The organism is Streptomyces sp. IBSBF 3136 (assembly GCF_036815105.1).
Taxonomy (GTDB): Bacteria; Actinomycetota; Actinomycetes; order Streptomycetales; family Streptomycetaceae; genus Streptomyces.
Genome location: NZ_JAJSZC010000113.1, coordinates 1 through 24994, shown reverse-complemented (window position 1 = coordinate 24994; position 24994 = coordinate 1). Strand labels below are relative to the sequence as shown.

General features: G+C 70.1%; 24 protein-coding genes. All 24 read right to left on the bottom strand.

Annotated features, from left to right (window positions below):
• Positions 1-127: 127 nt before the first annotated feature.
• A complete protein-coding gene (locus tag V7E45_RS23330) occupies positions 128-574 on the bottom strand; it encodes a DUF2550 domain-containing protein (protein WP_333776144.1) in 447 nt (148 codons plus the stop codon).
• A 163-nt stretch (positions 575-737) separates the two neighbouring features.
• Positions 738-1115: a F0F1 ATP synthase subunit epsilon gene (locus V7E45_RS23325; RefSeq protein WP_020942275.1), complete on the bottom strand. Its 378-nt coding sequence runs from the start codon at positions 1113-1115 to the stop codon at positions 738-740.
• A gap of 111 nt (positions 1116-1226) precedes the next feature.
• Positions 1227-2663 carry a F0F1 ATP synthase subunit beta gene (gene atpD / locus V7E45_RS23320; RefSeq protein WP_333776143.1) on the bottom strand — a complete coding sequence of 479 codons (1437 nt, stop codon included), beginning with the start codon at positions 2661-2663 and terminating at the stop codon, positions 1227-1229.
• A complete protein-coding gene (locus tag V7E45_RS23315; RefSeq protein ID WP_333776142.1) occupies positions 2663-3580 on the bottom strand; it encodes a F0F1 ATP synthase subunit gamma in 918 nt (305 codons plus the stop codon). Before V7E45_RS23315 ends, atpD begins: the two co-directional genes overlap by 1 nt.
• A 21-nt stretch (positions 3581-3601) precedes the next feature.
• Positions 3602-5194 carry a F0F1 ATP synthase subunit alpha gene (gene atpA / locus V7E45_RS23310; RefSeq protein ID WP_333776141.1) on the bottom strand — a complete coding sequence of 531 codons (1593 nt, stop codon included), beginning with the start codon at positions 5192-5194 and terminating at the stop codon, positions 3602-3604.
• 126 nt (positions 5195-5320) lie between these two features.
• Positions 5321-6136: a F0F1 ATP synthase subunit delta gene (locus V7E45_RS23305; protein WP_333776140.1), complete on the bottom strand. Its 816-nt coding sequence runs from the start codon at positions 6134-6136 to the stop codon at positions 5321-5323.
• Complete coding sequence (locus V7E45_RS23300; RefSeq protein ID WP_333776139.1) at positions 6133-6681, bottom strand: F0F1 ATP synthase subunit B; 549 nt, start codon at positions 6679-6681, stop codon at positions 6133-6135. Before V7E45_RS23300 ends, V7E45_RS23305 begins: the two co-directional genes overlap by 4 nt.
• Positions 6682-6719: 38 nt before the next feature.
• Positions 6720-6959 carry a F0F1 ATP synthase subunit C gene (locus tag V7E45_RS23295; RefSeq protein ID WP_333776138.1) on the bottom strand — a complete coding sequence of 80 codons (240 nt, stop codon included), beginning with the start codon at positions 6957-6959 and terminating at the stop codon, positions 6720-6722.
• 69 nt (positions 6960-7028) lie between these two features.
• Entirely contained in the window at positions 7029-7799 is a 771-nt protein-coding gene (gene atpB / locus V7E45_RS23290; protein WP_333776147.1) for a F0F1 ATP synthase subunit A, read from the bottom strand.
• A 273-nt stretch (positions 7800-8072) separates the two neighbouring features.
• Entirely contained in the window at positions 8073-8510 is a 438-nt protein-coding gene (locus tag V7E45_RS23285) for a hypothetical protein (protein ID WP_317445424.1), read from the bottom strand.
• Between the two features lie 288 nt (positions 8511-8798).
• Complete coding sequence (locus V7E45_RS23280) at positions 8799-10154, bottom strand: undecaprenyl/decaprenyl-phosphate alpha-N-acetylglucosaminyl 1-phosphate transferase (protein WP_333776137.1); 1356 nt, start codon at positions 10152-10154, stop codon at positions 8799-8801.
• Between the two features lie 175 nt (positions 10155-10329).
• Complete coding sequence (gene glyA / locus V7E45_RS23275; protein WP_333776136.1) at positions 10330-11568, bottom strand: serine hydroxymethyltransferase; 1239 nt, start codon at positions 11566-11568, stop codon at positions 10330-10332.
• Positions 11569-11692: 124 nt separating this feature from the next.
• Positions 11693-12373, bottom strand: coding sequence for an arsenate reductase/protein-tyrosine-phosphatase family protein (locus V7E45_RS23270; RefSeq protein WP_333776135.1), 681 nt, complete (start codon positions 12371-12373; stop codon positions 11693-11695).
• Positions 12370-13017 carry an L-threonylcarbamoyladenylate synthase gene (locus tag V7E45_RS23265; protein WP_333776134.1) on the bottom strand — a complete coding sequence of 216 codons (648 nt, stop codon included), beginning with the start codon at positions 13015-13017 and terminating at the stop codon, positions 12370-12372. The genes V7E45_RS23270 and V7E45_RS23265 overlap by 4 nt, the downstream gene beginning before the upstream one ends.
• A gap of 52 nt (positions 13018-13069) precedes the next feature.
• The gene (gene prmC / locus V7E45_RS23260) at positions 13070-13909 is read right to left on the bottom strand and encodes a peptide chain release factor N(5)-glutamine methyltransferase (protein WP_333776146.1); all 840 of its coding nucleotides are present in this window, start codon (positions 13907-13909) and stop codon (positions 13070-13072) included.
• A 74-nt stretch (positions 13910-13983) separates the two neighbouring features.
• Positions 13984-15051, bottom strand: coding sequence for a peptide chain release factor 1 (prfA, locus tag V7E45_RS23255; RefSeq protein ID WP_333776133.1), 1068 nt, complete (start codon positions 15049-15051; stop codon positions 13984-13986).
• Positions 15052-15157: 106 nt separating this feature from the next.
• On the bottom strand, positions 15158-15382 hold the full coding sequence (gene rpmE / locus V7E45_RS23250) for a 50S ribosomal protein L31 (protein ID WP_019753312.1): 225 nt from the start codon (positions 15380-15382) through the stop codon (positions 15158-15160).
• Positions 15383-15568: 186 nt separating this feature from the next.
• Positions 15569-16702: an LCP family protein gene (locus V7E45_RS23245; RefSeq protein ID WP_333776132.1), complete on the bottom strand. Its 1134-nt coding sequence runs from the start codon at positions 16700-16702 to the stop codon at positions 15569-15571.
• A gap of 363 nt (positions 16703-17065) precedes the next feature.
• On the bottom strand, positions 17066-19093 hold the full coding sequence (gene rho / locus V7E45_RS23240) for a transcription termination factor Rho (protein WP_333776131.1): 2028 nt from the start codon (positions 19091-19093) through the stop codon (positions 17066-17068).
• Between the two features lie 401 nt (positions 19094-19494).
• A complete protein-coding gene (thrB, locus tag V7E45_RS23235) occupies positions 19495-20412 on the bottom strand; it encodes a homoserine kinase (RefSeq protein WP_333776145.1) in 918 nt (305 codons plus the stop codon).
• Positions 20413-20759: 347 nt separating this feature from the next.
• Positions 20760-21818, bottom strand: a complete 1059-nt coding sequence (gene thrC / locus V7E45_RS23230) for a threonine synthase (protein WP_333776130.1) — start codon at positions 21816-21818, stop codon at positions 20760-20762.
• A 6-nt stretch (positions 21819-21824) separates the two neighbouring features.
• Complete coding sequence (locus V7E45_RS23225; RefSeq protein WP_317447958.1) at positions 21825-23114, bottom strand: homoserine dehydrogenase; 1290 nt, start codon at positions 23112-23114, stop codon at positions 21825-21827.
• Positions 23115-23283: 169 nt separating this feature from the next.
• Positions 23284-24675 (bottom strand): diaminopimelate decarboxylase, encoded by a 1392-nt coding sequence (gene lysA / locus V7E45_RS23220; protein ID WP_333776129.1) that lies wholly within the window; start codon positions 24673-24675, stop codon positions 23284-23286.
• Between the two features lie 54 nt (positions 24676-24729).
• The coding region (locus V7E45_RS23215) for a DALR anticodon-binding domain-containing protein (protein ID WP_333776128.1) at positions 24730-24994 on the bottom strand (265 nt) is incomplete at its 5' end.

Below are 24994 nucleotides of genomic sequence, written 5' to 3'. Positions count from 1 at the left end.
TTTGTTACGCCAAAAAAACCGGGGAATTTCGTTACCCCCCCCGCCCCCCCCCGGGGGGGGGGGGCCGGGGGGCCCCCCCCGCGGTTCGTCTGTGTGCGCCCCGCCCGGTCCGTGCGGCTCGGAGGGGTCAGGCCACGTTCACGCGCTGGCCGGGCGGGGCCGCCTCCAGCCACGCGAGGAAACCGGTCAGCGCGTCCTCGCTCATCGCGAGCTCGAGCCGCGTGCCCCGGTGGGTGCAGGCGAGGACCACCGCGTCGGAGAGCAGCGCCAGCTCCTCCTCGCCCTCGGGCAGCCGGCGGCCGGCCACCTCGATCGCCGCGCGCTCCAGGGTGCGGCGGGGGCGCAGCGCGTAGGAGAAGACGCGGTACCACTCGATGCGGTCGCCGTTGTAGCGGGCGACGCCGTAGCTCCAGCCCTTGCCGCCCGTGTCCGGCTTCTCGGCCACGTCCCAGCGCAGGGAGCAGTCGAAGGTGCCGCCGGACCGCTGGATCAGCCTGCGCCGCAGCCCGAACAGGAACAGCCCCACCACCACGAGCGCGATCACGATTCCGCACACAGTCAGAGCGAGGACCATCGGCACCGACCTCCTCGTCTCCCAGGTAGTGAAACCATGTTCGAACTAGCGTCGAACTAGGTAATGGAACGGAAAAGCCACCCACATTCGCCACAGCCGCGGTCGGCACCGGATTGCTCCGGGCCGACCGCGGCTGAGTGACATCATCACACGGCGCGGTGGATCAACGCGCCGCCGTCGCCGCCCGCAGGCGGACGTCGGCCCGGCGCTGGGCCTCCGCGTCGTCCTCCGCCTTCGCGCGCTCCAGCTCGCGCTCGGTGCGCTGGACATCGATCTCGTCCGACAGCTCGGCGACCTCCGCCAGCAGGGACAGCTTGTTGTCCGCGAACGAGATGAAACCGCCGTGCACCGCGGCGACGACCGTTCCACCTTCACTCGTACGGATGGTCACCGGGCCCGACTCCAGCACACCGAGCAGCGGCTGGTGACCGGGCATGACGCCGATGTCGCCGGACGTGGTGCGCGCGACGACCAGGGTGGCCTCTCCGGACCAGACCTGGCGGTCGGCGGCGACCAGCTCGACGTGCAGCTCAGCAGCCAAGGTTGGCTCCTCGGGTCACCACCCGGCGGGGGTGCCGGGTGTTGGGGTCAATTCTAGTAGGCGTGGCAGAGGGGGCGGGACGCGCCCGCCCCCTCACCGAGAGCGCGAGGCTCAGGAGACGCCCAGCTCCTTGGCGTTGGCCTTGAGGTCCTCGATGCCACCGCACATGAAGAACGCCTGCTCCGGGAAGTGGTCGTACTCGCCGTCGATGATCGCGTTGAAGGCCGCGATCGACTCGTCCAGCGGGACGTCCGACCCGTCGACGCCGGTGAACTGCTTGGCGACGTGGGTGTTCTGGGACAGGAAGCGCTCCACACGACGGGCCCGGTGGACGACGAGCTTGTCCTCTTCGCCCAGCTCGTCGATACCGAGGATCGCGATGATGTCCTGGAGGTCCTTGTACTTCTGCAGCACCGACTTCACCCGCATGGCCGCGTTGTAGTGCTCCGCGGAGATGTAGCGCGGGTCCAGGATGCGGGACGTGGAGTCCAGCGGGTCCACGGCCGGGTAGATGCCCTTCTCGGAGATCGGACGGGAGAGAACCGTCGTCGCGTCGAGGTGGGCGAAGGTGGTGGCCGGGGCCGGGTCGGTCAGGTCGTCCGCGGGGACGTAGATCGCCTGCATCGAGGTGATCGAGTGACCACGGGTCGAGGTGATGCGCTCCTGCAGGAGGCCCATCTCGTCGGCCAGGTTCGGCTGGTAACCCACCGCGGACGGCATGCGGCCGAGCAGCGTGGAGACCTCGGAACCGGCCTGCGTGAAGCGGAAGATGTTGTCGATGAAGAACAGCACGTCCTGCTTCTGGACGTCACGGAAGTACTCGGCCATGGTGAGGCCGGCCAGCGCGACGCGCAGACGAGTGCCCGGGGGCTCGTCCATCTGACCGAAGACCAGCGCGGTCTTGTCGATGACGCCCGAGTCCGACATCTCCTCGATGAGGTCGTTGCCCTCACGGGTGCGCTCACCGACACCGGCGAACACGGAGACACCGTCGTGGTTGTTGGCGACGCGGTAGATCATCTCCTGGATGAGCACCGTCTTGCCGACGCCGGCACCGCCGAACAGGCCGATCTTGCCACCCTTGACGTACGGGGTGAGCAGGTCGATGACCTTGACGCCGGTCTCGAACATCTCGGTCTTCGACTCGAGCTCGTCGAAGTTCGGCGCCTTGCGGTGGATCGGCCAGCGCTCGCCGTCGTACTGCTCGTCGACGTTCAGCACCTCACCGAGGGTGTTGAACACCTTGCCCTTGGTGAAGTCGCCGACCGGGACGGAGATGGCGGCGCCGGTGTCCGTCACCGGGGCCTGGCGGACCAGGCCGTCGGTGGGCTGCATCGAGATGGTGCGGACCAGGCCGTCACCCAGGTGCTGGGCGACCTCGAGGGTCAGCGTCTTCTTCTCGCCGGCGTTGGCCGGGTCGGCCACCTCGACGTGAAGGGCGTTGTACATGTCCGGCATCGCGTCGACGGGGAACTCCACGTCGACGACCGGGCCGATGACCCGGGCGACGCGGCCCGTAGCCGTCGCGATCTCAACAGTGGTGGTCATTATCGGTCACTCCCCGCGGTCGCGTCGGCCAGGGCACTCGCGCCACCGACGATCTCGCTGATTTCCTGGGTGATTTCGGCCTGGCGGGCCGCGTTGGCAAGACGGGAGAGCGTGTTGATCAGCTCGCCCGCGTTGTCGGTGGCCGACTTCATCGCGCGCCGCGTGGCGGCGTGCTTCGAAGCGGCCGACTGGAGCAGCGCGTTGTAGATCCGGCTCTCCACGTAGCGGGGCAGCAGGGCGTCGAGGACGTCCTCCGCCGAGGGCTCGAAATCGTAGAGCGGAAGGATCTCGCCCTGCGGCTTCGCCTCCTTCGCGACCTCGTCGAGGCGCAGCGGAAGCAGTCGGGCGTCGAGCGCCGTCTGCGTCATCATCGAGACGAACTCGGTGTAGACGATGTGGAGCTCGTCCACGCCACCCTCGTCCGTGTCCTTCTCGATGGCCTCGATCAGGGGCGCCGCGACCTTCTTGGCGTCCGCGTACGTGGGTTCGTCGGTGAAGCCCGTGAACATCTCCGCGATCTTGCGCTCACGGAAGTTGTAGTGGGCGACACCACGGCGGCCGACGATGTACGTGTCCACCTGCTTGCCCTCGCGCTCCAGGCGCTCGGTCAGCCGCTCCGCCGCCTTGATGGCGTTGGAGTTGAAGGCACCGGCCAGACCGCGGTCGCTCGTGAGGAGCAGGACCGCGGCACGGACCGGGTTCTCCGCCTCCGTGGTGAGCGGGTGCTTGGTGTTCGAACCCGTACCGACCGCCGTGACCGCGCGGGTCAGTTCCTGCGCGTACGGCGTGGAGGCCGCCACCTTGCGCTGCGCCTTGACGACACGCGAGGCGGCGATCATCTCCATCGCCTTGGTGATCTTCTTGGTCGCGCTGACGGATCGGATGCGACGCTTGTAGACCCGGAGCTGGGCTCCCATGAGTCAGGTCCCTTCCTTACGTCACTTGGAGGCAGCGGCAGGAGTGTCCTCGCCGAGCAGCTTGCCGTCCGAGGTCTCGAACTGCTTCTTGAACTCCGCCACCGCGTCGTCGATCGCCTGGATCGTGTCGTCCGACATCTTGGCGCCCTCGCGGATGGAGGTGAGCAGGCCGGCCTCCTTGCGGTGCAGGTAGTCCAGCAGCTCGCGCTCGAAGCGGCGGATGTCGGCGACCGGCACGTCGTCCATGCGGCCGTTGGTGCCGGCCCAGACGGAGACGACCTGGTCCTCGGTGGACATCGGCTGGTACTGGTCCTGCTTCAGCAGCTCGACCATGCGCTGACCGCGCTCCAGCTGCTGCTTCGAGGCCGCGTCCAGGTCGGAACCGAAGGCGGCGAACGCCTCCAGCTCACGGAACTGGGCGAGGTCGACACGCAGACGGCCGGAGACCTGGCGCATCGCCTTGTGCTGCGCGGAACCACCGACTCGGGAGACGGAGATACCGACGTTCAGCGCGGGGCGCTGACCGGCGTTGAACAGGTCCGACTCCAGGAAGCACTGGCCGTCGGTGATGGAGATGACGTTGGTCGGGATGAACGCCGAGACGTCGTTGGCCTTGGTCTCGACGATCGGCAGACCGGTCATCGAACCGGCACCCATGTCGTCGGAGAGCTTGGCGCAACGCTCCAGCAGGCGGGAGTGCAGGTAGAAGACGTCACCCGGGTAGGCCTCGCGGCCCGGCGGGCGGCGCAGCAGCAGCGACACGGCGCGGTAGGCGTCGGCCTGCTTCGACAGGTCGTCGAAGATGATGAGGACGTGCTTGCCCTCGTACATCCACTGCTGACCGATGGCCGAACCGGTGTACGGCGCCAGGTACTTGAAGCCGGCCGGGTCGGACGCCGGGGCGGCGACGATGGTCGTGTACTCCAGGGCGCCGTTCTCCTCCAGCGCGCGGCGCACGCCGGCGATGGTGGAGCCCTTCTGGCCGATGGCGACGTAGATGCAGCGGACCTGCTTCTTCGGGTCGCCGGTGCGCCAGTTGTCGCGCTGGTTGATGATCGTGTCGACGGCCAGGGCGGTCTTGCCGGTCTGCCGGTCACCGATGATCAGCTGACGCTGACCACGGCCGATCGGGGTCATCGCGTCGACGGCCTTGTAGCCGGTCTCCATCGGCTCGTGCACCGACTTGCGCTGCATGACCGTGGGGGCCTGCAGCTCCAGCGCACGGCGGCCGGACGTCTCGATCTCGCCGAGGCCGTCGATCGGGTTGCCGAGCGGGTCGACGACGCGGCCGAGGTAGCCCTCGCCGACCGCGACGGAGAGGACCTCGCCGGTACGGGTGACCGGCTGACCCTCCTCGATGCCGCTGAACTCACCGAGGACGACGGCGCCGATCTCGCGCTCTTCCAGGTTCAGCGCGAGACCGAGGGAGCCGTCCTCGAACTTCAGCAGCTCGTTCGCCATGGCCGAGGGCAGGCCCTCGATCTTGGCGATACCGTCGCCGGCGACGGTGACCGTACCGACCTCCTCGCGCGAGGCCGCGTCCGGCTTGTACGACTGGACGAAATTCTCCAGCGCGTCCCGGATCTCCTCCGGCCGGATCGTGAGCTCCGCCATCTGGGTTCCCTGCTCTCCTTGTTGGGCCCGAAGTTTCACTTTGGGGGGATGGGGACTCCCCCCTGAACGAGGTGAATCCTCTGCACGGCCCAACCAGGGCCGTAAGCACGTTCTTTTGTGTTGCTGCTAGCTCGCCATGCGGCGGGCGGCGTCATCCAGTCGGTCCGCGACGGAGCCGTTGATGACCTCGTCACCGACCTGCACCCGGAGCCCGCCGATGACGTCGGGGTCCACGTCCAGGTTGAGGTGCATCCGGCGGCCGTAGAGCTTCGCCAGGGCATCGCCCAGACGGCGCTTCTGCGGGTCGCTCAGCGGCACCGCGGAGGTGACGATCGCCACCAGGCGGTCCCGACGCTCGGCGGCGAGCTTGGACAGGGACTCCAGTCCCGCTTCCAGGCTACGTCCACGCGGCGCGGTGACGAGGCGGACCACCAGGCGCTCGGTGACGGGCTTGGCCCGGCCGCCGAGGAGCCGGTGCAGCAGCTCGACCTTGGCCGAGGCGCTCGCGGCGCGGTCGGTCAGCGCGGCCCGCAGCCCGGTGTTGGAGGAGACGATCCGGCCGAACCGGAACAGCTCGTCCTCGACGTCGTCGAGCGTGGCGGTCTTCTCCGCGGCGGTGAGGTCGGCGATGTTCGCCAGCTCCTCCAGCGCGTCCACCAGGTCGCGGGGCTGCGACCAGCGGGAGCGGGCCAGACCGGACACCAGGTCGGCGGCGGCGCCGCTCACCTGGCCACCGATCAGTCGCTGCACCAGCTGGGCCTTGGCCTCTCCGGGCTGCGCCGGGTCGGTGAGGACCCGGCGCAGGCCGGCCTCGCGGTCGAGCAGCGCGGTGACGGCCGCCAGCTCGTCGGCGAGCGTGCTCGCGTCGACGGACGTGGAGTCCGTCAGCGCGTCGAGACGCTCGCGCGCGGCTGCCAGGGCCTCGCGGCTCGCTCCGTTCATCGCGTGGCCTCGGCCTTCTCCTCGAGGTCGTCGAGGAAGCGGTCGATCACACGGCTCTGGCGGGCGTGGTCCTCGAGGGACTCACCGACGAGCTTGCCGGCCAGGTCGGTGGCGAGCTTGCCGACGTCCTGGCGGAGCGCGCCCGCGGCGGCCTTGCGGTCGGCCTCGATCTGGGCGTGACCGGCGGCGACGATCTCCTCGCGCTGCCGCTGGCCCTCGGCCCGCATCTCGGCGATGAGCGTGGCACCCTGCTCCCGCGCCTCCTGGCGCAGACGCGCGGCCTCGTGCCGGGCCTCGGCGAGCTGAGCCTTGTACTGCTCAAGGACGCTCTGGGCCTCGACCTTCATGGCGTCGGCCTCTTCGATGCCGCCTTCGATCGCCGCGCGACGCTCCTCCAGAACCTTGTTGATGTTCGGAAGCAGCTTCTTCCAGAAGAAGAAGAACACGATGGCGAAGGCGATGGTGCCGACGAGCATCTCAGGACCGGCCGGGATGAGCGGGTTCTGCTCCTTCTCAGCCGCCAGCTGTGCCAGGTTGGCGATCACATCAGTGCCTTTCGTCGATGCGTGTCGGTATGGAGGTCTTACTTCACACCGAACACGAACGGCATGACGATGCCGATGAGGGCGAGCGCCTCACAGAAGGCGAAGCCCAGGATCTGGTTGGCACGGATCAGGCCGGCGGCCTCGGGCTGGCGGGCGAGGGCCTGGGTGCCGTTGCCGAAGATGATGCCGACGCCGATGCCGGGGCCGATGGCCGAGAGGCCGTAACCGACGGAACCGATGGAACCGGTGACAGCGGCAAGGGTCTCAGTGGCAGCCATGCTGATTCTTCCTTCTCTTTACGGACCGGTGGGGGTTGACCACCGGACGACCGGGGGGTGTGTTGAGGCTCAGTGGTGCTCGGCGAGAGCGCCCTGAATGTACGAGCAGGCCAGCAGTACGAAGACGTACGCCTGGACGGCCTGCACGAAAAGTTCGAAGCAGATCATGGCCATGGTCATCACGAAGGAGACACCGGCGGCCGGGATCATCCAGCTGTTCAGCAGGTACCAGGAGGCGACGGTGAACATCACCAGCATCAGGTGACCGGCGAACATGTTGGCGAAGAGTCGCACCGCGTGCGTGAACGGGCGGACGAACAGGTTCGAGAAGAACTCGATGAGCATGACCAGCGGCAGCACCGCACCGAGCGACTTGTCGTAGCCGGTGATGTTCTTGAAGAACCCGACGAAACCCTGGCGCTTGAAGGTCAGTCCGATCCAGAGCACCCAGACGAGCAGCGCCAGCACGAGCGGGAAGGCGAAGACCGAGGCGACCGGGAACTGGGCCAGCGGGATCACGGACCAGATGTTCATGATCCAGATGAAGAAGAAGAGGGAGACCATGAGTGGCACCCACTTCTCGCCCTCGCGCTTGCCGAGCGTCTCGTAGACGATGCCGCGGCGCACGAAGTCGTAGCCGGCCTCGCCGACCATCTGGAGCTTGCCGGGAATGACCTTCGCCTTGCCGAAGGCCGCCCAGAAGAACGCGACGACGAGCACGGAGGTGACGAGCGCGAGCAGCATCACCTTGTTGAACTCGAAGCCGCCGACCGTGGCCATCGGCTTGAACAGGAACGAGTGCAGGCCCGGAGCCGGGAAGCCACACCCGTTGTCGGACATGATCCGACAACTCCAGTCAAAGGCGAGCTGGGTCTGGTCAGCACTCACCACGGGCTCCTTCGGCGTGACGCATAGGTACGGCAACCTCGTTGTGTCGGCGCGGCGCACGGCCGCGGATCGGCACCGGACTGGTGTTACGGATGGGAGGGCGGCTGGGGGGCATCGAGCCTCGCGATTGAGCAGGCGTCAGCTCAGATGCCCGCGCCCGCGATGCCGCAGTTGGCACCGGACGATAGCAGGAGATCTCACAGGCCTTTATCCCGCCCCTACCCCTCACGACGACGGCCCGGTCTTCTCGTGCTTCTCACTCTTCTCGTGGTCCGGGTCGACGTAGAAGATCTTGGCCTTCATGTGGGCGCGCGCCTGCGCGGCCATCCACACGACGGTCGTGACGACCAGCGACAAGGCGAACGCCTTGGGGTTGAAGAGTGAGGTGCCCTTGAAGACGGCGACGAAGATGAAGAGCAGCAGCAGCTGTGCCATGTAGAGCATCAGCCCCATGGCCTGGAAGAGCTGCGGGAGCGTTTTAGCCGTCCGCTGCAGCACGTACAGGCCGATCCCCATGAACAGGATGGCGATCACCGCGCCGACGGCCGCTCCGAGCGCACCCTTGCCCCCCGCGACCACGGCGCTCACGGCGACGGCGATCACGCCGGCGGCCGCTGAGGGCACAGCGATCTGCAGAAGATTCCGGGCGTCATTGGACGGCATGGCGGCAACTCCGCTTTCACAGGGGGGCAGGTGTCGTCATGGACGAGCGTAGTCCCGGGCCGAGTAGTCGAGACCTCTCACCAAGGGACCGTCGCACTACGGTCCTTCGGTTCTATCCCGGGTTCTCGTGAACCGTATCACAAACTATTTGATGAGGTCTTTACCTGCTGGGTGTGCTTACTGTCACACATGAGAGTGACAGTGCGCGTCTGTGCAAAAACAGTGCCCACTTGTCTGGTATTGGGGGACTTTGCTCCCCCACGAGTTGGCAATGCTCTAGTCAGATTCTTACCTTGCCGCCTTGCCCGTACGCGAACGGGGACCGATGGCCGTGGCCCCGTTGACCCCGGTCGTACCGGCCGTGACGGTGGCCCGCTCCGCGCCGGCCGGGGCGCCCTCCGGCGCGATGCGCTCCTGCGCCGGGGCCTCCCGCGAGGCCGGCTCGGCGGCCTCCACGAGCGCCTCCGTGGCCTGCCGGCGCCGGCGGTAGCGCGGCGGCACGAACCGTTCCGCCCACCTCGGCGTGCGCGGGGTGAAGCGCGGGAGCAGCAGCAGGACCAGGCCGATCGCGCTCAGGAAGACCACGCCCAGCACGATCCACATCGAGGCGGAGTTCACCGAGTAGGCGAGGGCGCCGAAACCGATCAGGGCCGACCAGAAGTACATGATCAGCACGGCCCGGCTGTGCGAGTGGCCGATCTCCAGCAGCCGGTGGTGCAGGTGGCCGCGGTCCGCGGCGAACGGCGACTGGCCGCGCCAGGTGCGCCGCACGATCGCCAGCACCAGGTCGGCCGCCGGCACGGCGATGATGGTCAGCGGCAGCAGCAGCGGGATGTAGACGGGCACCGTCTGGTGCACGGCCGCCTTCTCCGAACCCGTGAACAGGGCGAGCGCGTCCGGGTCCACCTGGCCGGTGATGGAGATCGCGCCCGCCGCCAGCACCAGCCCGATCAGCATCGAGCCGGAGTCGCCCATGAAGATCCGCGCCGGGTGCATGTTGTGCGGCAGGAAGCCCAGGCACATGCCCATCAGGATCGCCGCGAAGAGCGTCGCCGGGGCCGCGGCCTCGATGCCGTACGAGTACCAGATCCTGTACGAGTACAGGAAGAACGCCGCCGCGGCGATGCACACCATGCCCGCCGCCAGGCCGTCCAGACCGTCCACGAAGTTCACCGCGTTGATCGTGATGACGACCAGCGCCACCGTCAGCAGGGTGCCCTGCCACTGGGTCAGCGCCACGTTGCCGACACCCGGGATGGGCAGCCACAGGATCGTCAGACCCTGCATGACCATCACGCCCGCGGCGATCATCTGGCCACCCAGCTTGATCAGCGCGTCGATCTCGAACTTGTCGTCCAGGACGCCGATCAGCCAGATCAGGGCCGCCCCGGAGAGCAGCGCGCGCGGCTCGTTGGACTTGGCGAAGACCTCGTTGAGGTTGGTGAGGTGGTCCGCGACCAGCAGGCCCGCGCACAGCCCGAAGAACATCGCGATACCGCCGAGGCGCGGAGTGGGCTCCCGGTGCACGTCACGTGCCCGGATCTCCGGCATGGCTCCGGCCACGATCGCGAATTTCCGTACCGGCCCTGTCAGCAGATACGTCACCGCGGCCGTGATGCAGAGCGTCAGCAGGTATTCACGCACGGGCTTCCCCACAGGTCTCGCTGGCCATCACAGCCCCACACCCTAGCGACGGACGCATATGGATGAGGACTTCCGGGTACGGACGATGGTTGCACGGGTGGCTGTGCACGACGGACGCACCGCCAGGCGCACCGGGGTGTACGGCCGGGGCGTACGCCTGTGCGCCTACCCTCGCTCAGCCGGGATACGGCGGAAATCTACCGGTCAGCTCGCGGACCTCGGCCCGCGCCCCGGCCGGTTCGCTGTCACCGCGCAGCACGGCCGCCATCAGCGCGGCGATCCGGACCATCTCCGGCTCCCCCATCCCCTGGGTGGTCACCGCGGCCGTACCCAGGCGCAGCCCGCGGCCGTCGCCGTGCGGCAGTGCGCAGCAGTCCAGGACGATGCCGGCGGCCGCGAGCCGGCCGCGGGCGGTGCGCCCGTCGACGCCGAGCGGTGCCGGGTCGGTGGTGATCAGGTGGGTGTCCGTGCCGCCGGTGGTGATAGTGAAGCCCTCGGCGGCCAGATGGCCGGCGAGCACCCGGGCGTTGGCGACCACCTGGTGCGCGTAGGCGGCGAAGGCCGGTGTCGCCGCCTCGCCGAACGCGACGGCCTTCGCGGCGATGGTGTGCATCTGCGCGCCGCCCTGGGTGAACGGGAACACCGCACGGTCGACCCGCTCGGCCAGCTCGGCGCCACACAGGATCATCCCGCCGCGCGGACCGCGCAGCACCTTGTGGGTGGTGGCGCACACGATGTCGGCGTACGGCACCGGGCTGGGCGCCGCTCCCCCGGCGACCAGTCCGATCGGGTGCGCGGCGTCGGCGATGAGGTAGGCGCCCACCTCGTCGGCGACCTCGCGGAAGAAGGCGTGGTCGAGGTGGCGCGGGTAGGCGATCGAACCGCACACGATGGCCTTGGGCCGGTGGTTGCGGGCCAGGTGGCGCACCTGGTCGTGGTCGACGAGACCGGTCTCGGCGTCGACGCCGTACCCGACGAAGTCGAACCAGCGGCCGGAGAAGTTCGCCGGCGAGCCGTGGGTGAGATGGCCGCCGTGCGGCAGCCCGAGGGCGAGGACGGTGTCCCCGGGGCGCAGCAGGGCGGCGTAAGCGGCCAGGACGGCCGAGGAGCCCGAGTGGGACTGGACGTTGGCGTGTTCGGCGCCGAAGAGCGCCTTGGCCCGCTCCACGGCGAGGCGTTCGGCGACGTCGACCAGCTCACAGCCGCCGTGGTGCCGAGCGCCGGGGTAACCCTCGGCGTACTTGTTGGCGAGCGGGGAGCCCAGCGCGGCGAGCACGGCCGGGGACGTGAAGTTCTCGGCGGCGATCAGCTGGAGCGTCGTCGACTGCCGTTCCCGCTCCGCCCGCAGGATCTCGGCCAGCTCGGGGTCCTGCCGCCGCAGGACGTCCGTCTCGAGGAGGGGTGTGACCGACATGACGGGCTCCGGGCGGTCGACGGTGACGTGAGTCCAATGTAGGCCCGGGGTCGGCGGGACGCGCGGCCGTTTCGCCCGTTACGGGTGGGTTCCGGTGCGGCCGTACGGCGGCGCCGGTACGGCCTCACATCCGGGCCGGCACGCCCGTCAGCGCGGTGACGACCGGATCCAGCGCGTCCCGTATCTCGTCGCCGATGGAGCGGAAGAACGGCAGGGGCGCGCCGTAGGGGTCGTACACCTCGTCCGCCTCGGCGGTCGGGGCCAGCAGCCAGCCGCGCAGGGCCGCGGCCGCGCGGACCAGGGCGCGGGCACGGTGCACCACACCGTCCTCGAGGGGCGGCAGCGTGGCCGGGTCTATGGCGCGCACCAGCCGGGTGAACTCCTTGAGGGTGAAGGTGCGCAGGCCCGCCGAGTGGCCCATGGAGATGACCTGGGCGCGGTGGTCCCGGGTGGCCGTCAGCACGAGGTCGGCCATGATGACGTGCTCGTCCAGCAGTTCCCGGCCGACGAAGCCGCCGGCGTCCGCCCCGAACTCGGCCAGCACGGTCTCCGCGTTGGTCTCCATCGGCGCGCCCTCGTGGCCCCAGGTGCCCGCGCTCTCCACGATCAGGCCGCCGCCGAGCACGCCGAGCCGCTCCGCCACGAAATGTCGGGTCAGCCGCTCGGTGATGGGCGAGCGGCACACGTTGCCGGTACTGACGTGGAGGATGCGGAAGCTGTCCCGCGGGAGCCCCACGAACGTCGTGGTGATCTCCGCGGCACGTTCCCCGTTGCCTATGCCACGCCCCGCCTCAGGGGCCGTCAATTCGCCACCTCGAGATCGGGTACCACCTTGCGCAGCTCGTCCGGGGAGAGCGCGCCCTCGCGCAGCAGCACCGGGACACGGCCGGAGACGTCCACGATGGACGACGGCACGTTGCCGGGGGTGGGGCCGCCGTCGAGGTAGACGGAGACGGAGTCGGCGAGCATCTCCTGCGCCGCGTCACAGGTCTCCGGCGCGGGGTGGCCGGTGAGGTTCGCGGACGACACGGCCATCGGGCCGACCTCGTTGAGCAGCTCGATGGCGACGGGGTGCAGCGGCATGCGCACGGCGACCGTGCCGCGGGTGTCCCCGAGGTCCCACTGCAGGGACGGCTGGTGCCGGGCGACCAGCGTCAGGGCGCCCGGCCAGAACGCGTCGACGAGTTCCCAGGCCAGCTCGGAGAAGTCGGTCACCAGGCCGTGCAGCGTGTTCGGGGAGCCGATGAGGACGGGGGTGGGCATGTTGCGGCCCCGGCCCTTGGCGGCGAGCAGGTCGGCGACCGCCTCGGAGGAGAACGCGTCGGCGCCGATGCCGTACACGGTGTCGGTGGGCAGCACCACCAGCTCGCCCCGGCGGACGGCGGACGCGGCCTCGCGCAGACCCGTCACGCGGTCGGTCGCGTCGTTGGTGTCGTATCGCCGTGCCATGTCTAGCTGGCCTCCTCGTACACGTACTGCAGGCTGGAAGGGGTGGGGACGGTCACGGCAGCGCCTTGCGCGCGGTCGCGAACCGGGGGCGGTTGTTGAGGTCCGGGTGGTCGGCCGCGTCGGCCCAGCCCCGCTCCTCGGTGAAGATCCACGGCACCTGGCCACCCTGGGTGTCGGCGTGCTCGATGACGACGACGCCGCCGGGGCGCAGCAACCGGTGCGCGGTGCGCTCGATGCCGCGGATGAGGTCGAGGCCGTCCTCGCCGGAGAACAGCGCGAGTTCCGGGTCGTAGTCGCGGGCCTCGGGGGCGACGTACTCCCACTCCGTGAGCGGGATGTAGGGCGGGTTGGAGACGACCAGGTCGACCTGTCCGTCGAGGTCCGGGAAGGCGCTCAGGGCGTCACCCTGGCGCAGGTCGACCCGGGACCCGGCCATGTTCTTGCGGGTCCACACCAGGGCGTCCTCGGACAGCTCCACGGCGTGCACACGCGAGCGCGGCACCTCCTGGGCGAGGGCGAGCGCGATGGCTCCCGAGCCGGTGCACAGATCGACGATGCACGGCTCGACGACGTCCATGGCGCGCACCGCGTCTATCGCCCAGCCGACCACCGACTCGGTCTCCGGCCGGGGCACGAAGACGCCCGGGCCCACCTGGAGTTCCAGGTAGCGGAAGTAGGCCCGCCCGGTGATGTGCTGCAGCGGCTCGCGCTGCTCGCGCCGGGCGATGACCTCCCAGTACCGGGCGTCGAAGTCGGAGTCCTTCACCAGGTGCAGCTGGCCCCGCTTCACGCCGTGCACGAACGCGGCGAGCTCCTCCGCGTCGGTGCGCGGCGAGGGCACGCCGGCGTCGGCCAGCCGCTGGGTGGCCTGGGCCACCTCGGCGAGCAGCAGACTGCGGGTGTTCGGGGTGCGTCCCCCGGGTGATGGCTGCACGCAAGTCCTCCGTGGTAACTCGTACGTGCCGGTTACGCGGCCGCCAGCTTCGCCGCCGAGTCGGCGTCGACACACGCCTGGATCACGGCGTCGAGCTCGCCGTCCAGGACCTGGTCCAGGTTGTACGCCTTGAAGCCGACGCGATGGTCCGAGATGCGGTTCTCCGGGAAGTTGTACGTGCGGATCTTCTCGGAGCGGTCGACGGTGCGGACCTGGCTGCGGCGGGCGTCGGCCGCCTCCCGCTCGGCCTCCTCCTGCGCGATGGCCAGCAGCCTGGAGCGCAGGATGCGCAGCGCCTGCTCCTTGTTCTGGAGCTGGCTCTTCTCGTTCTGGCAGGAGGCGACGACGCCGGTCGGCAGGTGCGTGATGCGCACCGCGGAGTCGGTGGTGTTGACGGACTGGCCGCCCGGGCCCGAGGACCGGTAGACGTCGATGCGCAGGTCGTTGGGGTTGATCTCGACGTCGACCTCCTCCGCCTCGGGCGTGACGAGCACACCGGCGGCGGAGGTGTGGATGCGGCCCTGCGACTCGGTGGCGGGCACGCGCTGCACGCGGTGCACCCCGCCCTCGTACTTCAGCCGGGCCCACACGCCCTGTCCGGGTTCGAGCTGGCCGCGGGCCTTGACCGCCACCTGGACGTCCTTGTAGCCGCCCAGCTCGGACTCGGTGGCGTCGATGATCTCGGTCTTCCAGCCGACGCGCTCGGCGTAGCGCAGGTACATGCGCAGCAGGTCACCGGCGAACAGCGCGGACTCGTCGCCGCCGGCGCCGGCCTTGATCTCCAGGATGACGTCCTTGTCGTCACTCGGGTCGCGCGGGACGAGCAGCAGGCGGAGCTTCTCGGTGAGCTCCTCGCGCTGCTTCTCCATCTCCTTGACCTCGGCCGTGAAGTCGGGGTCGTCGGCGGCGAGTTCGCGGCCGGTCTCGATGTCGTCGCCGGTCTGCTTCCAGGAGCGGTACGTGGCGACGATCGGGGTCAGCTCGGCGTAGCGCTTGTTCAGCTTGCGCGCGTTCGCCTGGTCGGCGTGGACCGACGGATCGGCGAGCTTCTTCTCCAGGTCGGCGTGCTCGGCGACGAGTTCCTCGACGGCCTCGAACATCTTTCGGCTCCTGTACTGCGGGTGAACGGCTGGCGGCGACCAAAAACGCCGGTCCCGGGCACACCCCCGCTGGGGGCGCGACCGTGGACCGGCGAATTGGGGCTCGCTACTTCTTGGAGCCGGCGGCAGCCTTGCCGAAGCGGGCCTCGAAGCGGGCCACACGGCCACCGGTGTCGAGGATCTTCTGCTTGCCCGTGTAGAACGGGTGGCACTCGGAGCAGACCTCGGCGCGGATGGTGCCGCTGGAGATCGTGCTACGGGTGGTGAACGACGCGCCACAGGTGCAGCTGACCTGCGTCTCGACGTACTCGGGGTGGATGTCGCGCTTCAAGGGGTTCTCCTAGTTTCGGGAGGGCGCCGGGTCGCATTCGCGGGATGCGGAGGCGTGAACCGGAGCCGACGTACCAGTCTGCCAGGACTGGGGCCATCCACCCAAACCGGGGGTGCGCTTGTTCTATTCCTGAGGGGTTCCCGCGCCCTGCCGGACTCCGCGCGTTCCCGCGTGTCCCGCGCGTCCTCAGGGGCTGACCACACCCTTGGCCTCGCCGGTGGCGGTGCCCTGGGTGGCGGCCCGCGGGATCCGCCGGTCGTCCTTCAGCGCGTCCCAGACCAGCTGGGCCTTGGCCTTCTGCATGAGGACCCGGTTGGGGTCCGCCGGGTCGTAGCTGACCGGCATGGTGACCATGGTCATGCGGGAGGCGCGGATGCCCTTGAGGCCGTCGGCGAAGTCGACCAGGGCGTTGACCGAGCCGAGGTCGGAGTCGGTGGTGACGGTCTTGGTCGCGGTGTCGGCGAGGTCGTACAGCTTCTTGGGGCTGGTGAGGACGCCGACCTCCCTGACCTGGGTGAGCAGGGCCTTGACGAAGGCCTGCTGGAGCTGGATGCGGCCGAGGTCGGAGCCGTCGCCGACGCCGTGCCGGGTGCGGACCAGGCCGAGGGCCTGCCGGCCGTCCAGGGTGTGGGTGCCGGCCTTGAGGTCCAGGTGGCTCTGCGGGTCGGCGATGGCCCGGGTCGTGGTGACGGGGACCCCGCCGAGGTCGTCGATGAGCTTCTGGAAGCCGGCGAAGTCGACCTCCAGGTAGTGGTCCATGCGCAGGCCGGTCAGCGACTCGACCGTCTTCACGGCGCAGGCGGCGCCGCCGGTGGAGTAGGCGGAGTTGAACATGACGCCGGGCGCGGCCGGGTGGCTGCCGCCCCTGGTGTCGGTGCAGGCGGGCCGGTCGATGAGGGTGTCCCGGGGGACGGAGACCACGGAGGCCCTGTGGTGCCCCTTGTGGACGTGGACGATCATCGCCGTGTCGGAGCGGGCGCTGCCGTCGTCGGTGCCCCCGCCCAGCGCCCTGTTCGTGCCGGACCTGGTGTCCGAGCCGAGGACCAGGATGTTCTCGGAGCCGTTGCCGGCCTTGCCCGGCCGGTCGGCGCCGAGGGCCTGGTCGATGTCGACGCTCCTGATGTTGCCGTTGAGCTTGAAGTAGACGTATCCGGCTCCGACGCCGCCCAGCGCGACCACGCCCGCGGCCGTCCAGGCCGTGGCGCGCAGGGCCTTGCGGCCCTTGCCGCGCGCCCTGCGGCGGCCGCCCCTGCCTGTTGTGCGGGGGCCGGTCACCACCGGTTCGGGTATGCCGGGCTCCGGCGTGCTCTCGGCGGACACGTCACTCCTAGGTCTCGTCGGTCGGTTACCCCCTGCTTTCAGGGTCAGGCGCGGTCGTCACCGCTCCATCGTCGCCCCGTCGGGCAGGACGGAGAAACTCGGGACAGCGTTGCATGACGCAGCGTGCCCACCGCGTCCCGCGCCGAGCACGCTGCGTGATCGTCCCGGGCCGCGCGAACCGTGCTCACCTGGGGATTCGACGCCGGATGCCGTACGCCTGGAAACCGGTACCGATCGGCACTCCTGTGGCAAAGGTCTCGCCCAGGACGGCGGTCCCACCGAAAGGGCCGCCCCCCGTCACCGGGTGACGGGGGGCGGCCCTGGGTGCTCACCGGGTCGTTGCCGACCCTGGACGCGCGGCGACTAGTCGCCGTTGCCCGGCGTCGGCGTCGTCTTCTGGATCTGCATCAGGAACTCGCCGTTCGACTTGGTCTGCTTCATCTTGTCGAGGAGCAGCTCGATGGCCTGCTGCTGGTCGAGCGCGTGCAGCACACGGCGCAGCTTCCAGACGACGGCCAGTTCCTCGTTGCCGAGCAGGATCTCTTCCTTGCGGGTGCCGGACGCGTCGACGTCCACCGCCGGGAAGATGCGCTTGTCGGCGAGCTTCCGGTCGAGCTTGAGCTCCATGTTGCCGGTGCCCTTGAACTCCTCGAAGATCACCTCGTCCATGCGGGAGCCGGTGTCGACGAGAGCCGTGGCCAGGATGGTCAGCGAACCGCCGTCCTCGATGTTGCGCGCCGCACCGAAGAACCGCTTCGGCGGGTAGAGCGCGGTCGAGTCGACACCACCGGACAGGATGCGGCCGGAGGCCGGGGCGGCGAGGTTGTACGCACGGCCCAGACGCGTGATCGAGTCGAGCAGGACGACGACGTCGTGACCCAGCTCCACCAGACGCTTGGCGCGCTCGATGGCGAGCTCGGCGACCGTGGTGTGGTCCTCGGCCGGACGGTCGAAGGTCGAGGAGATGACCTCGCCCTTGACCGACCGCTGCATGTCGGTGACCTCTTCCGGACGCTCGTCGACGAGGACGACCATCAGGTGGCACTCGGGGTTGTTGTGCGTGATCGCGTTGGCGATCGCCTGCATGATCATGGTCTTGCCGGTCTTCGGCGGGGCCACGATCAGACCGCGCTGCCCCTTACCGATCGGCGACACCAGGTCGATGATGCGGGTGGTGAGCACGCCCGGGTCCGTCTCCAGGCGGAGGCGGTCCTGCGGGTAGAGCGGGGTCAGCTTGTTGAACTCCGGGCGGCCACGGCCGTGTTCGGGCGCCATGCCGTTGACGGAGTCGAGGCGGACCAGCGCGTTGAACTTCTCGCGGCGCTCGCCCTCCTTCGGCTGACGGACCGCACCGGTGATGTGGTCGCCCTTGCGCAGGCCGTTCTTGCGGACCTGGGCGAGGGAGACGTACACGTCGTTCGGGCCCGGCAGGTAGCCGGAGGTCCGGATGAAGGCGTAGTTGTCGAGGATGTCCAGGATGCCCGCGACGGGGATCAGGACGTCGTCCTCGGTCACCTGCGGCTCGGCGATGTCGTCACGGCCACGGCGGCCACGGCGGTCGCGGTAGCGGCCGCGACGGCCACGGCGGCCGCCCTCGAAGTCGTCGTCGTCCTGCTGCTGCTGGCGGTCCTGCCTGCCGCCGCCCTGCTGCTGGCCCTGCTGACGCTGGCCGCCCTGCTGGTCGTCGCCCTTGCCGCGGCGGTCACGGTCGCCACGCTCGCGGTCGCCGCGCTCGCGGTCGCCGCGCTCGCGGTCACCGCGGTCCCGGCCGCGCTCACGGCGGTCACGGCGGCCACGGCCCTCGCCGTCACCGGCGTCGCCCTTGGCGTCGCCCTGCTGCGCGGGCGTCTCGGCCTTGGTCTCGTTCCTCGCCTCGGCGGCGACGGTCTCGGCGCTGCCGGCGGCCGGGCTGCCCGCCTCGGCGGTGGCGCGGCGGCGACGGCGCTCGGTCGGCGCGTCGTCGGAGGCCGGCTGGCCGGGGATCTCGATCTGCTGCTGGGCCACGGCCTTCTCGGCGGGCGCCTCGGCAGCCTTGTCGGCCTTCTTCTCGGCGGCGTCCTCACCCGTGCGGGCCTTCGAGGTGGCCCGCCGCTTGGGCTTGGTCTCGGTGGCGGCCTCGGCCTTGGCGGCGGCTCCCCCGGCGGGGGCACCCCCGCCCGCGGCCTGGGCCTCCTTGATGACCTCGATCAGCTGGCTCTTGCGCATACGCGCGGTGCCCCTGATACCGAGGCCCGAGGCGACCTGCTGCAGCTCGGCCAGCACCATGCCCTCGAGGCCGGTACCACGGCGCCGCCGGGAGCCGGCACCGGTGGCAGGCGCGGAGGCGTCCGTGGCGGGCGCGGCAGCGGTCTCCTCGACACGTGCGCCCATCAGATCGGTGGTGTCGCTCACGAAGGGTCCTTCCCTGGAGCGGACGTCGGCCTGTCTGGCTCGGCGACCGGTTGTGCTGTCCGGCTACGGTCCTGTCTCTGTGAACCGTGCCGGGGCGGTGGTCCGCCTAAGCGGCGGAAGAGAATTTGCTGGTGATGGCGCTTCCGCGAGCCGTGGCACCCTGTGTCACGTGGCGTGGTAGCACCGATTCCGGAGCTCCCCCAGAGGGCTCAGTGCCCGCGTGCGACGTACTGCCCAGGTACGGCGCACGGAACACGGAGTGGTGTGGGAGGCTCCCGGAAGAATGTCTGTCCCGGACGGGGACACGAAGCACCTCGCCATGGTGGGGTCGGGTGCAGACTTGAGATTAACACTACCGGATCCAACAAACATTCCCCCTCTCCAAATCCGGCAACCGCGTGTCAGGTCGCAAGCGGCAGCACGCTCGCTCCCTGGGCGTCCAGGCTCAGCCGGTTGGCGGCCCAGTCGGTGCCGGCCAGGGCCTCCACCTTGTCGGCGCTGCCCACGTCGGCGAGGGCCATGACGGTGGGCCCGGCGCCCGAGATGACGGCCGGGATCCCGTCGGCCCGCAGCCGCTCCACCAGTGCGGCGCTCTCCGGCATCGCCGGGGCGCGGTACTCCTGGTGGAGGCGGTCCTCGGTGGCGGGCAGCAGCAGCTCGGGGCGCCGGGTGAGGGCCTCGACGAGCAGGGCGGCACGGCCCGCGTTGGTGGCGGCGTCGACGTGCGGCACGGTGCGCGGCAGCAGGCCGCGCGCGGTCTCGGTCAGGACCGGCTTCCCGGGCACGAAAACCACCGGAACGATGGAATCGTTCGGCTCCATCCTGATCGCACGCGCGGCGCCGGCCTCCATCCAGGACAGCGTGAACCCGCCGAGCAGGCAGGCCGCCACGTTGTCCGGGTGACCCTCGATCTCCGTGGCCAGTTCCAGCAGCGCGGCGTCGTCGAGCCGGGCCTCGCCGCCTATGGTCACGGCGCGGGCGGCGACGATGCCGGCGCAGATGGCGGCGGAGGAGGAGCCCAGGCCACGGCCGTGCGGGATGCGGTTGGCGCAGACGATCTCCAGGCCGCGGGGCTGCCCGCCCAGCAGGTCGAAGGCGGTGCGCAGGGAACGCACGAGGAGGTGGCTCTCGTCGCGTGGGAGGGTCTCGCCGCCCTCGCCCGCGATGTCGATGTGCAGCCCGGAGTCGGCCACCCGGACGACCACGTCGTCGTAGAGCCCCAGCGCGAGGCCCAGGGCGTCGAAGCCCGGACCGAGGTTGGCGCTGGTGGCGGGGACGCGCACCCGGACGGCGGCGGCGCGGAAGGCGGGACCGGCCATCGCTCGAAGACTCTCCTTGAGCTGCGTGACTGTCGAGGACATCCGATGGAGTCGAATGCCGCTCGACCGATTCGATGGACATTCGATGGCGTACGAAGAACCGCCGGGCCGCGGAGACGGCGCGGCCCGTGCCCACACGCGGGGGCATATGCGGTAGGCGGGTTCAGTACAGCCTATCGAAGGAAGGTTCCGTGGCGACATAGGGCGCACAGGAGGCGCACGATGCGTGTCGTAAGCCCCCCGTGCACCCTGCCACGGACCTGTTCCGACCTGGGCGACCACGGTCGGGCCGGGCCGTCGGACCGACCGTCGGGCCGGACCGTCAGGCCGACCGTCGGGCCGGACCGTCAGGCCAGGCCGAGACGCTCGGCCGCGGTGGCCGCGTCGACCGGGACGGTGACCGGCTGCGGAGCGCCGGCGACGGCCCAGTCGGGGTCCTTCAGACCGTTGCCGGTGACGGTGCACACGATGCGCTGGCCCGGGTCGACCTTGCCCTGCTCGGCGGCCTTCAGCAGACCGGCGACCGAGGCGGCGGAGGCGGGCTCCACGAAGACACCCTCCTGCGCGGCCAACAGCCGGTAGGCGCGCAGGATCTCACGGTCCGTCACCTCGTCGATGGCACCGCCGGACTCGTCCCGCGCGGCCAGCGCGTACTGCCACGACGCCGGGTTGCCGATGCGGATCGCGGTGGCGATCGTCGAGGGGTCCTTGACGATCTCGCCGCGCACGATCGGGGCGCTGCCGGAGGCCTGGAATCCCCACATGCGCGGGGTCCGGGTGGAGTTGCCGTCGGCGGCGTACTCCTTGTAGCCCTTCCAGTAAGCCGTGATGTTGCCCGCGTTGCCGACCGGCAGGACATGGATGTCGGGGGCGTCCCCGAGCATGTCCACGATCTCGAAGGCGGCCGTCTTCTGGCCCTCGATGCGCACCGGGTTCACCGAATTGACCAGCGCCACCGGGTAGTTCTCGCTGAGCGAGCGGGCGAGCGTGAGGCAGTCGTCGAAGTTGCCGTCGACCTGGAGGATCTTCGCGCCGTGCACGAGGGCCTGGCCCATCTTGCCGAGCGCGATCTTGCCCTGCGGCACGAGCACGGCCGAGACCATGCCCGCGCGGACGGCGTAGGCGGCGGCGGAGGCGGACGTGTTGCCGGTGGAGGCGCAGATGACCGCCTTCGCCCCCTCCTCCTTGGCCTTGGAGATCGCCATGGTCATGCCCCGGTCCTTGAAGGAGCCGGTGGGGTTGGCCCCTTCCACCTTGAGGTGGACCTCACAGCCCGTGCGCTCGGAGAGCACCTGCGCGGGCACGAGGGGCGTGCCGCCCTCGCGGAGCGTCACGACCGGCGTGGTGTCGGATACCGGCAGCCGGTCCCGGTACTCCTCGATGATTCCGCGCCACTGGTGGGTCATTGCTCGTTACTCTCCTTCAACCCGCATGATGCTGGCGACACCCCGCACGGTGTCGAGCTTGCGCAGCGCCTCGACGGTCCCGCTGAGGGAGGCGTCGGACGCGCGGTGGGTGACGACGACGAGGGATGCCTCGCCGTCCTTGCCCTGCTGCCGGACCGTGTCGATCGACACCCCGTGCTCCGCGAACACGGTCGCCACCTGCGCCAGGACGCCGGGTTTGTCCGCGACGTCGAGGCTGATGTGGTAGCGGGTGACGACCTCGCCCATGGACGAGACGGTCAGGGCGGCGTACGCCGACTCACCGGGCCCCGTTGCGCCGTTGAGTCGGTTGCGGCAGACGGCGACCAGGTCGCCGAGCACGGCGGAGGCGGTCGGTGAACCGCCGGCGCCGGGGCCGTAGAACATGAGCTGCCCGGCCGCGTCGGACTCCACGAAGACGGCGTTGTACGCGCCGCGCACGGAGGCGAGCGGGTGGCTCAGCGGAATCATGGCGGGATGCACGCGCGCGGTCACCGAACCGCCGTCCGCCGCCCGCTCGCAGATGGCGAGCAGCTTGATCGTGCAGCCCATCTCCTTCGCCGAGCGGAAGTCGGCGGCGGTGACCTCGGCCATGCCCTCACGGTAGACGTCGTCGAAGCGCACCCGGGTGTGGAAGGCGATGCCGGCCAGGATGGCGGCCTTCGCGGCCGCGTCGAAGCCCTCGACGTCGGCGGTCGGGTCGGCCTCCGCGTAGCCGAGCGCGGTGGCCTCGTCCAGGGCCTCCTGGTACCCGGCCCCCGTGGAGTCCATCTTGTCGAGGATGAAGTTGGTCGTGCCGTTGACGATCCCCAGCACCCGGTTGACCTTGTCGCCGGCGAGGGACTCGCGCAGCGGCCGGATCAGCGGGATGGCGCCGGCGACGGCGGCCTCGTAGTAGAGGTCCCTGCCGTGCTCCTCGGCGACGGCGTGCAGCGCGGCCCCGTCCTGGGCGAGCAGGGCCTTGTTCGCGGAGACCACGGACGCGCCGTGCTCGAAGGCGGTCGTGATGAGACCGCGGGCGGGCTCGATCCCCCCGATGACCTCGACCACGACGTCGATGTCGCCGCGTTTGACGAGGGCGGTGGCGTCGGTGGTGACGAGGGCGGGGTCGATGCCCTCGCGCACCTTGCTCGGGCGCCGCACGGCGACCCCGGCGAGCTCGACCGGGGCGCCGATCCTGGCGGCGAGGTCGTCGGCGTGCGTCGTCATGATGCGCGCCACCTCTGAGCCGACCACTCCACAGCCCAGCAGCGCCACCTTCAGCGGACGCGTACGCATCATCCGACCTCGTTTCCTCTTACCGTCTAGGTTGACCCAGTCTCACTCACCGGACGGGAGTTTCTACCCTTCGTCCGGATCGTGAGACATCTATTTCATTTTCCCGGAACAGCCGGACCGCAGATCTTCCGGCCGGCTCCCCCGGGCCTTTCACCCGCCCGGCGGCGCCTCATCCGACGTCGAGACGCAGCAGGTCGTCCTCGGTCTCGCGCCGGACCACGACCCGCGCCTCGCCGTCCTTCACGGCGACCACCGGCGGCCGCAGCACGTGGTTGTAGTTGCTGGCCATGGACCGGCAGTACGCGCCGGTGGCCGGTACGGCGATGAGGTCACCCGGTGCCAGGTCGGCGGGCAGGAACGCGTCCTTGACCACGATGTCCCCGCTCTCGCAGTGCTTGCCGACCACCCGGGCCCGCATCGGCTCGGCGTCACTGGTGCGCGAGACGAGGGAGACGCTGTACTCGGCGTCGTACAGCGCCGTGCGGATGTTGTCGGACATCCCGCCGTCGACGGAGACGTACGTTCGCAGCCCCTCCAGCGGCTTGACGGTGCCGACCTCGTACAGCGTGAACGCCGTCGGCCCGACGATGGCCCGCCCCGGCTCGACGGAGATGCGCGGGGTCCGCAGCCGGGCGGACTCGCACTCGCGCGTGACGATCTCGGAGAGCGCCTTGGCGATCTCGTGCGGCTCACGCGGGTCGTCGTCGCTGGTGTAGGCGATCCCGAGGCCGCCGCCGAGGTCGATCTCGGGCAGCTCCACCCCGTGCTCGTCGCGGATGTCCCGCAGCAGGCCGACGACCCGGTGGGCGGCGACCTCGAAGCCGGACATGTCGAAGATCTGCGACCCGATATGGCTGTGGATCCCGATCAGCTCGAGCCCGTCGAGCTGCAGCGCCCGCCGCACGGCCTCGGCGGCCTGGCCGCCCGCGAGCGGGATGCCGAACTTCTGGTCCTCGTGCGCGGTGGCGATGAACTCGTGCGTGTGCGCCTCGACGCCGACGGTGATCCGGATCTGCACCTTCTGGCGCCTGCCGAGGGACTGCGCGATGTGCGCGACCCGCACGATCTCCTGGAAGGAGTCGAGCACGATCCGCCCGACGCCCGCCTCGACGGCCCGGGTGATCTCCTCGACCGACTTGTTGTTGCCGTGGAAGGCGATCCGCTCGGCGGGCATGCCGGCGGAGAGCGCGGTGGCCAGTTCCCCGCCCGAGCAGACGTCCAGGTTCAGCCCCTCCTCCTTCAGCCAGCGCACGACGGCCCGGGACAGGAACGCCTTGCCGGCGTAGAAGACGTCGGCGTCGGCCCCGAACGCGGTCCGCCAGGCCCGCGCCCGGGCTCGGAAGTCGGTCTCGTCGAGGATGTAGGCGGGGGTGCCGAACTCCTCGGCGAGCCGGGTCGCGGGAATCCCGCCGACGGTCAGCACACCGTCGTCGTTCCGGCTGACGGTCTGCGCCCACACCTTGGGGTCGAGGGCGTTGAGATCGGCGGGCGGGGCGGAGTAGTGCCCCTCGGGCAGGACGTCGGCGTAGCGGGGCCCGGCGGGATGGGCGGAACGGCTCATGACGTGACTCTCAGACTCTCTGTCTCTCTCCGGGACCCATCGGCTCAGGGGCCCTCAGAGGTGTTCGGGTGCGTCGATGCCGAGCAGGGACAGGCCACCGGCCAGCACCGTCCCGGCAGCTTCGGCGAGGGCCAGCCGGGCACGGTGGGCGGCCGAGGGTTTCTCCTCGCCGCTCGGAAGCACGGTGTAAAGGAACGGCAGCACGGCATCGGCGAGGGTGACGAGATGCCGGGCGAGCCGGTCGGGGGCACGGTGGGTCGCCGCCGCGGCGAGGATGCGGGGGTGAGCGGCCAGGGCGGTCAGGAGGGGGGCGTGCTGG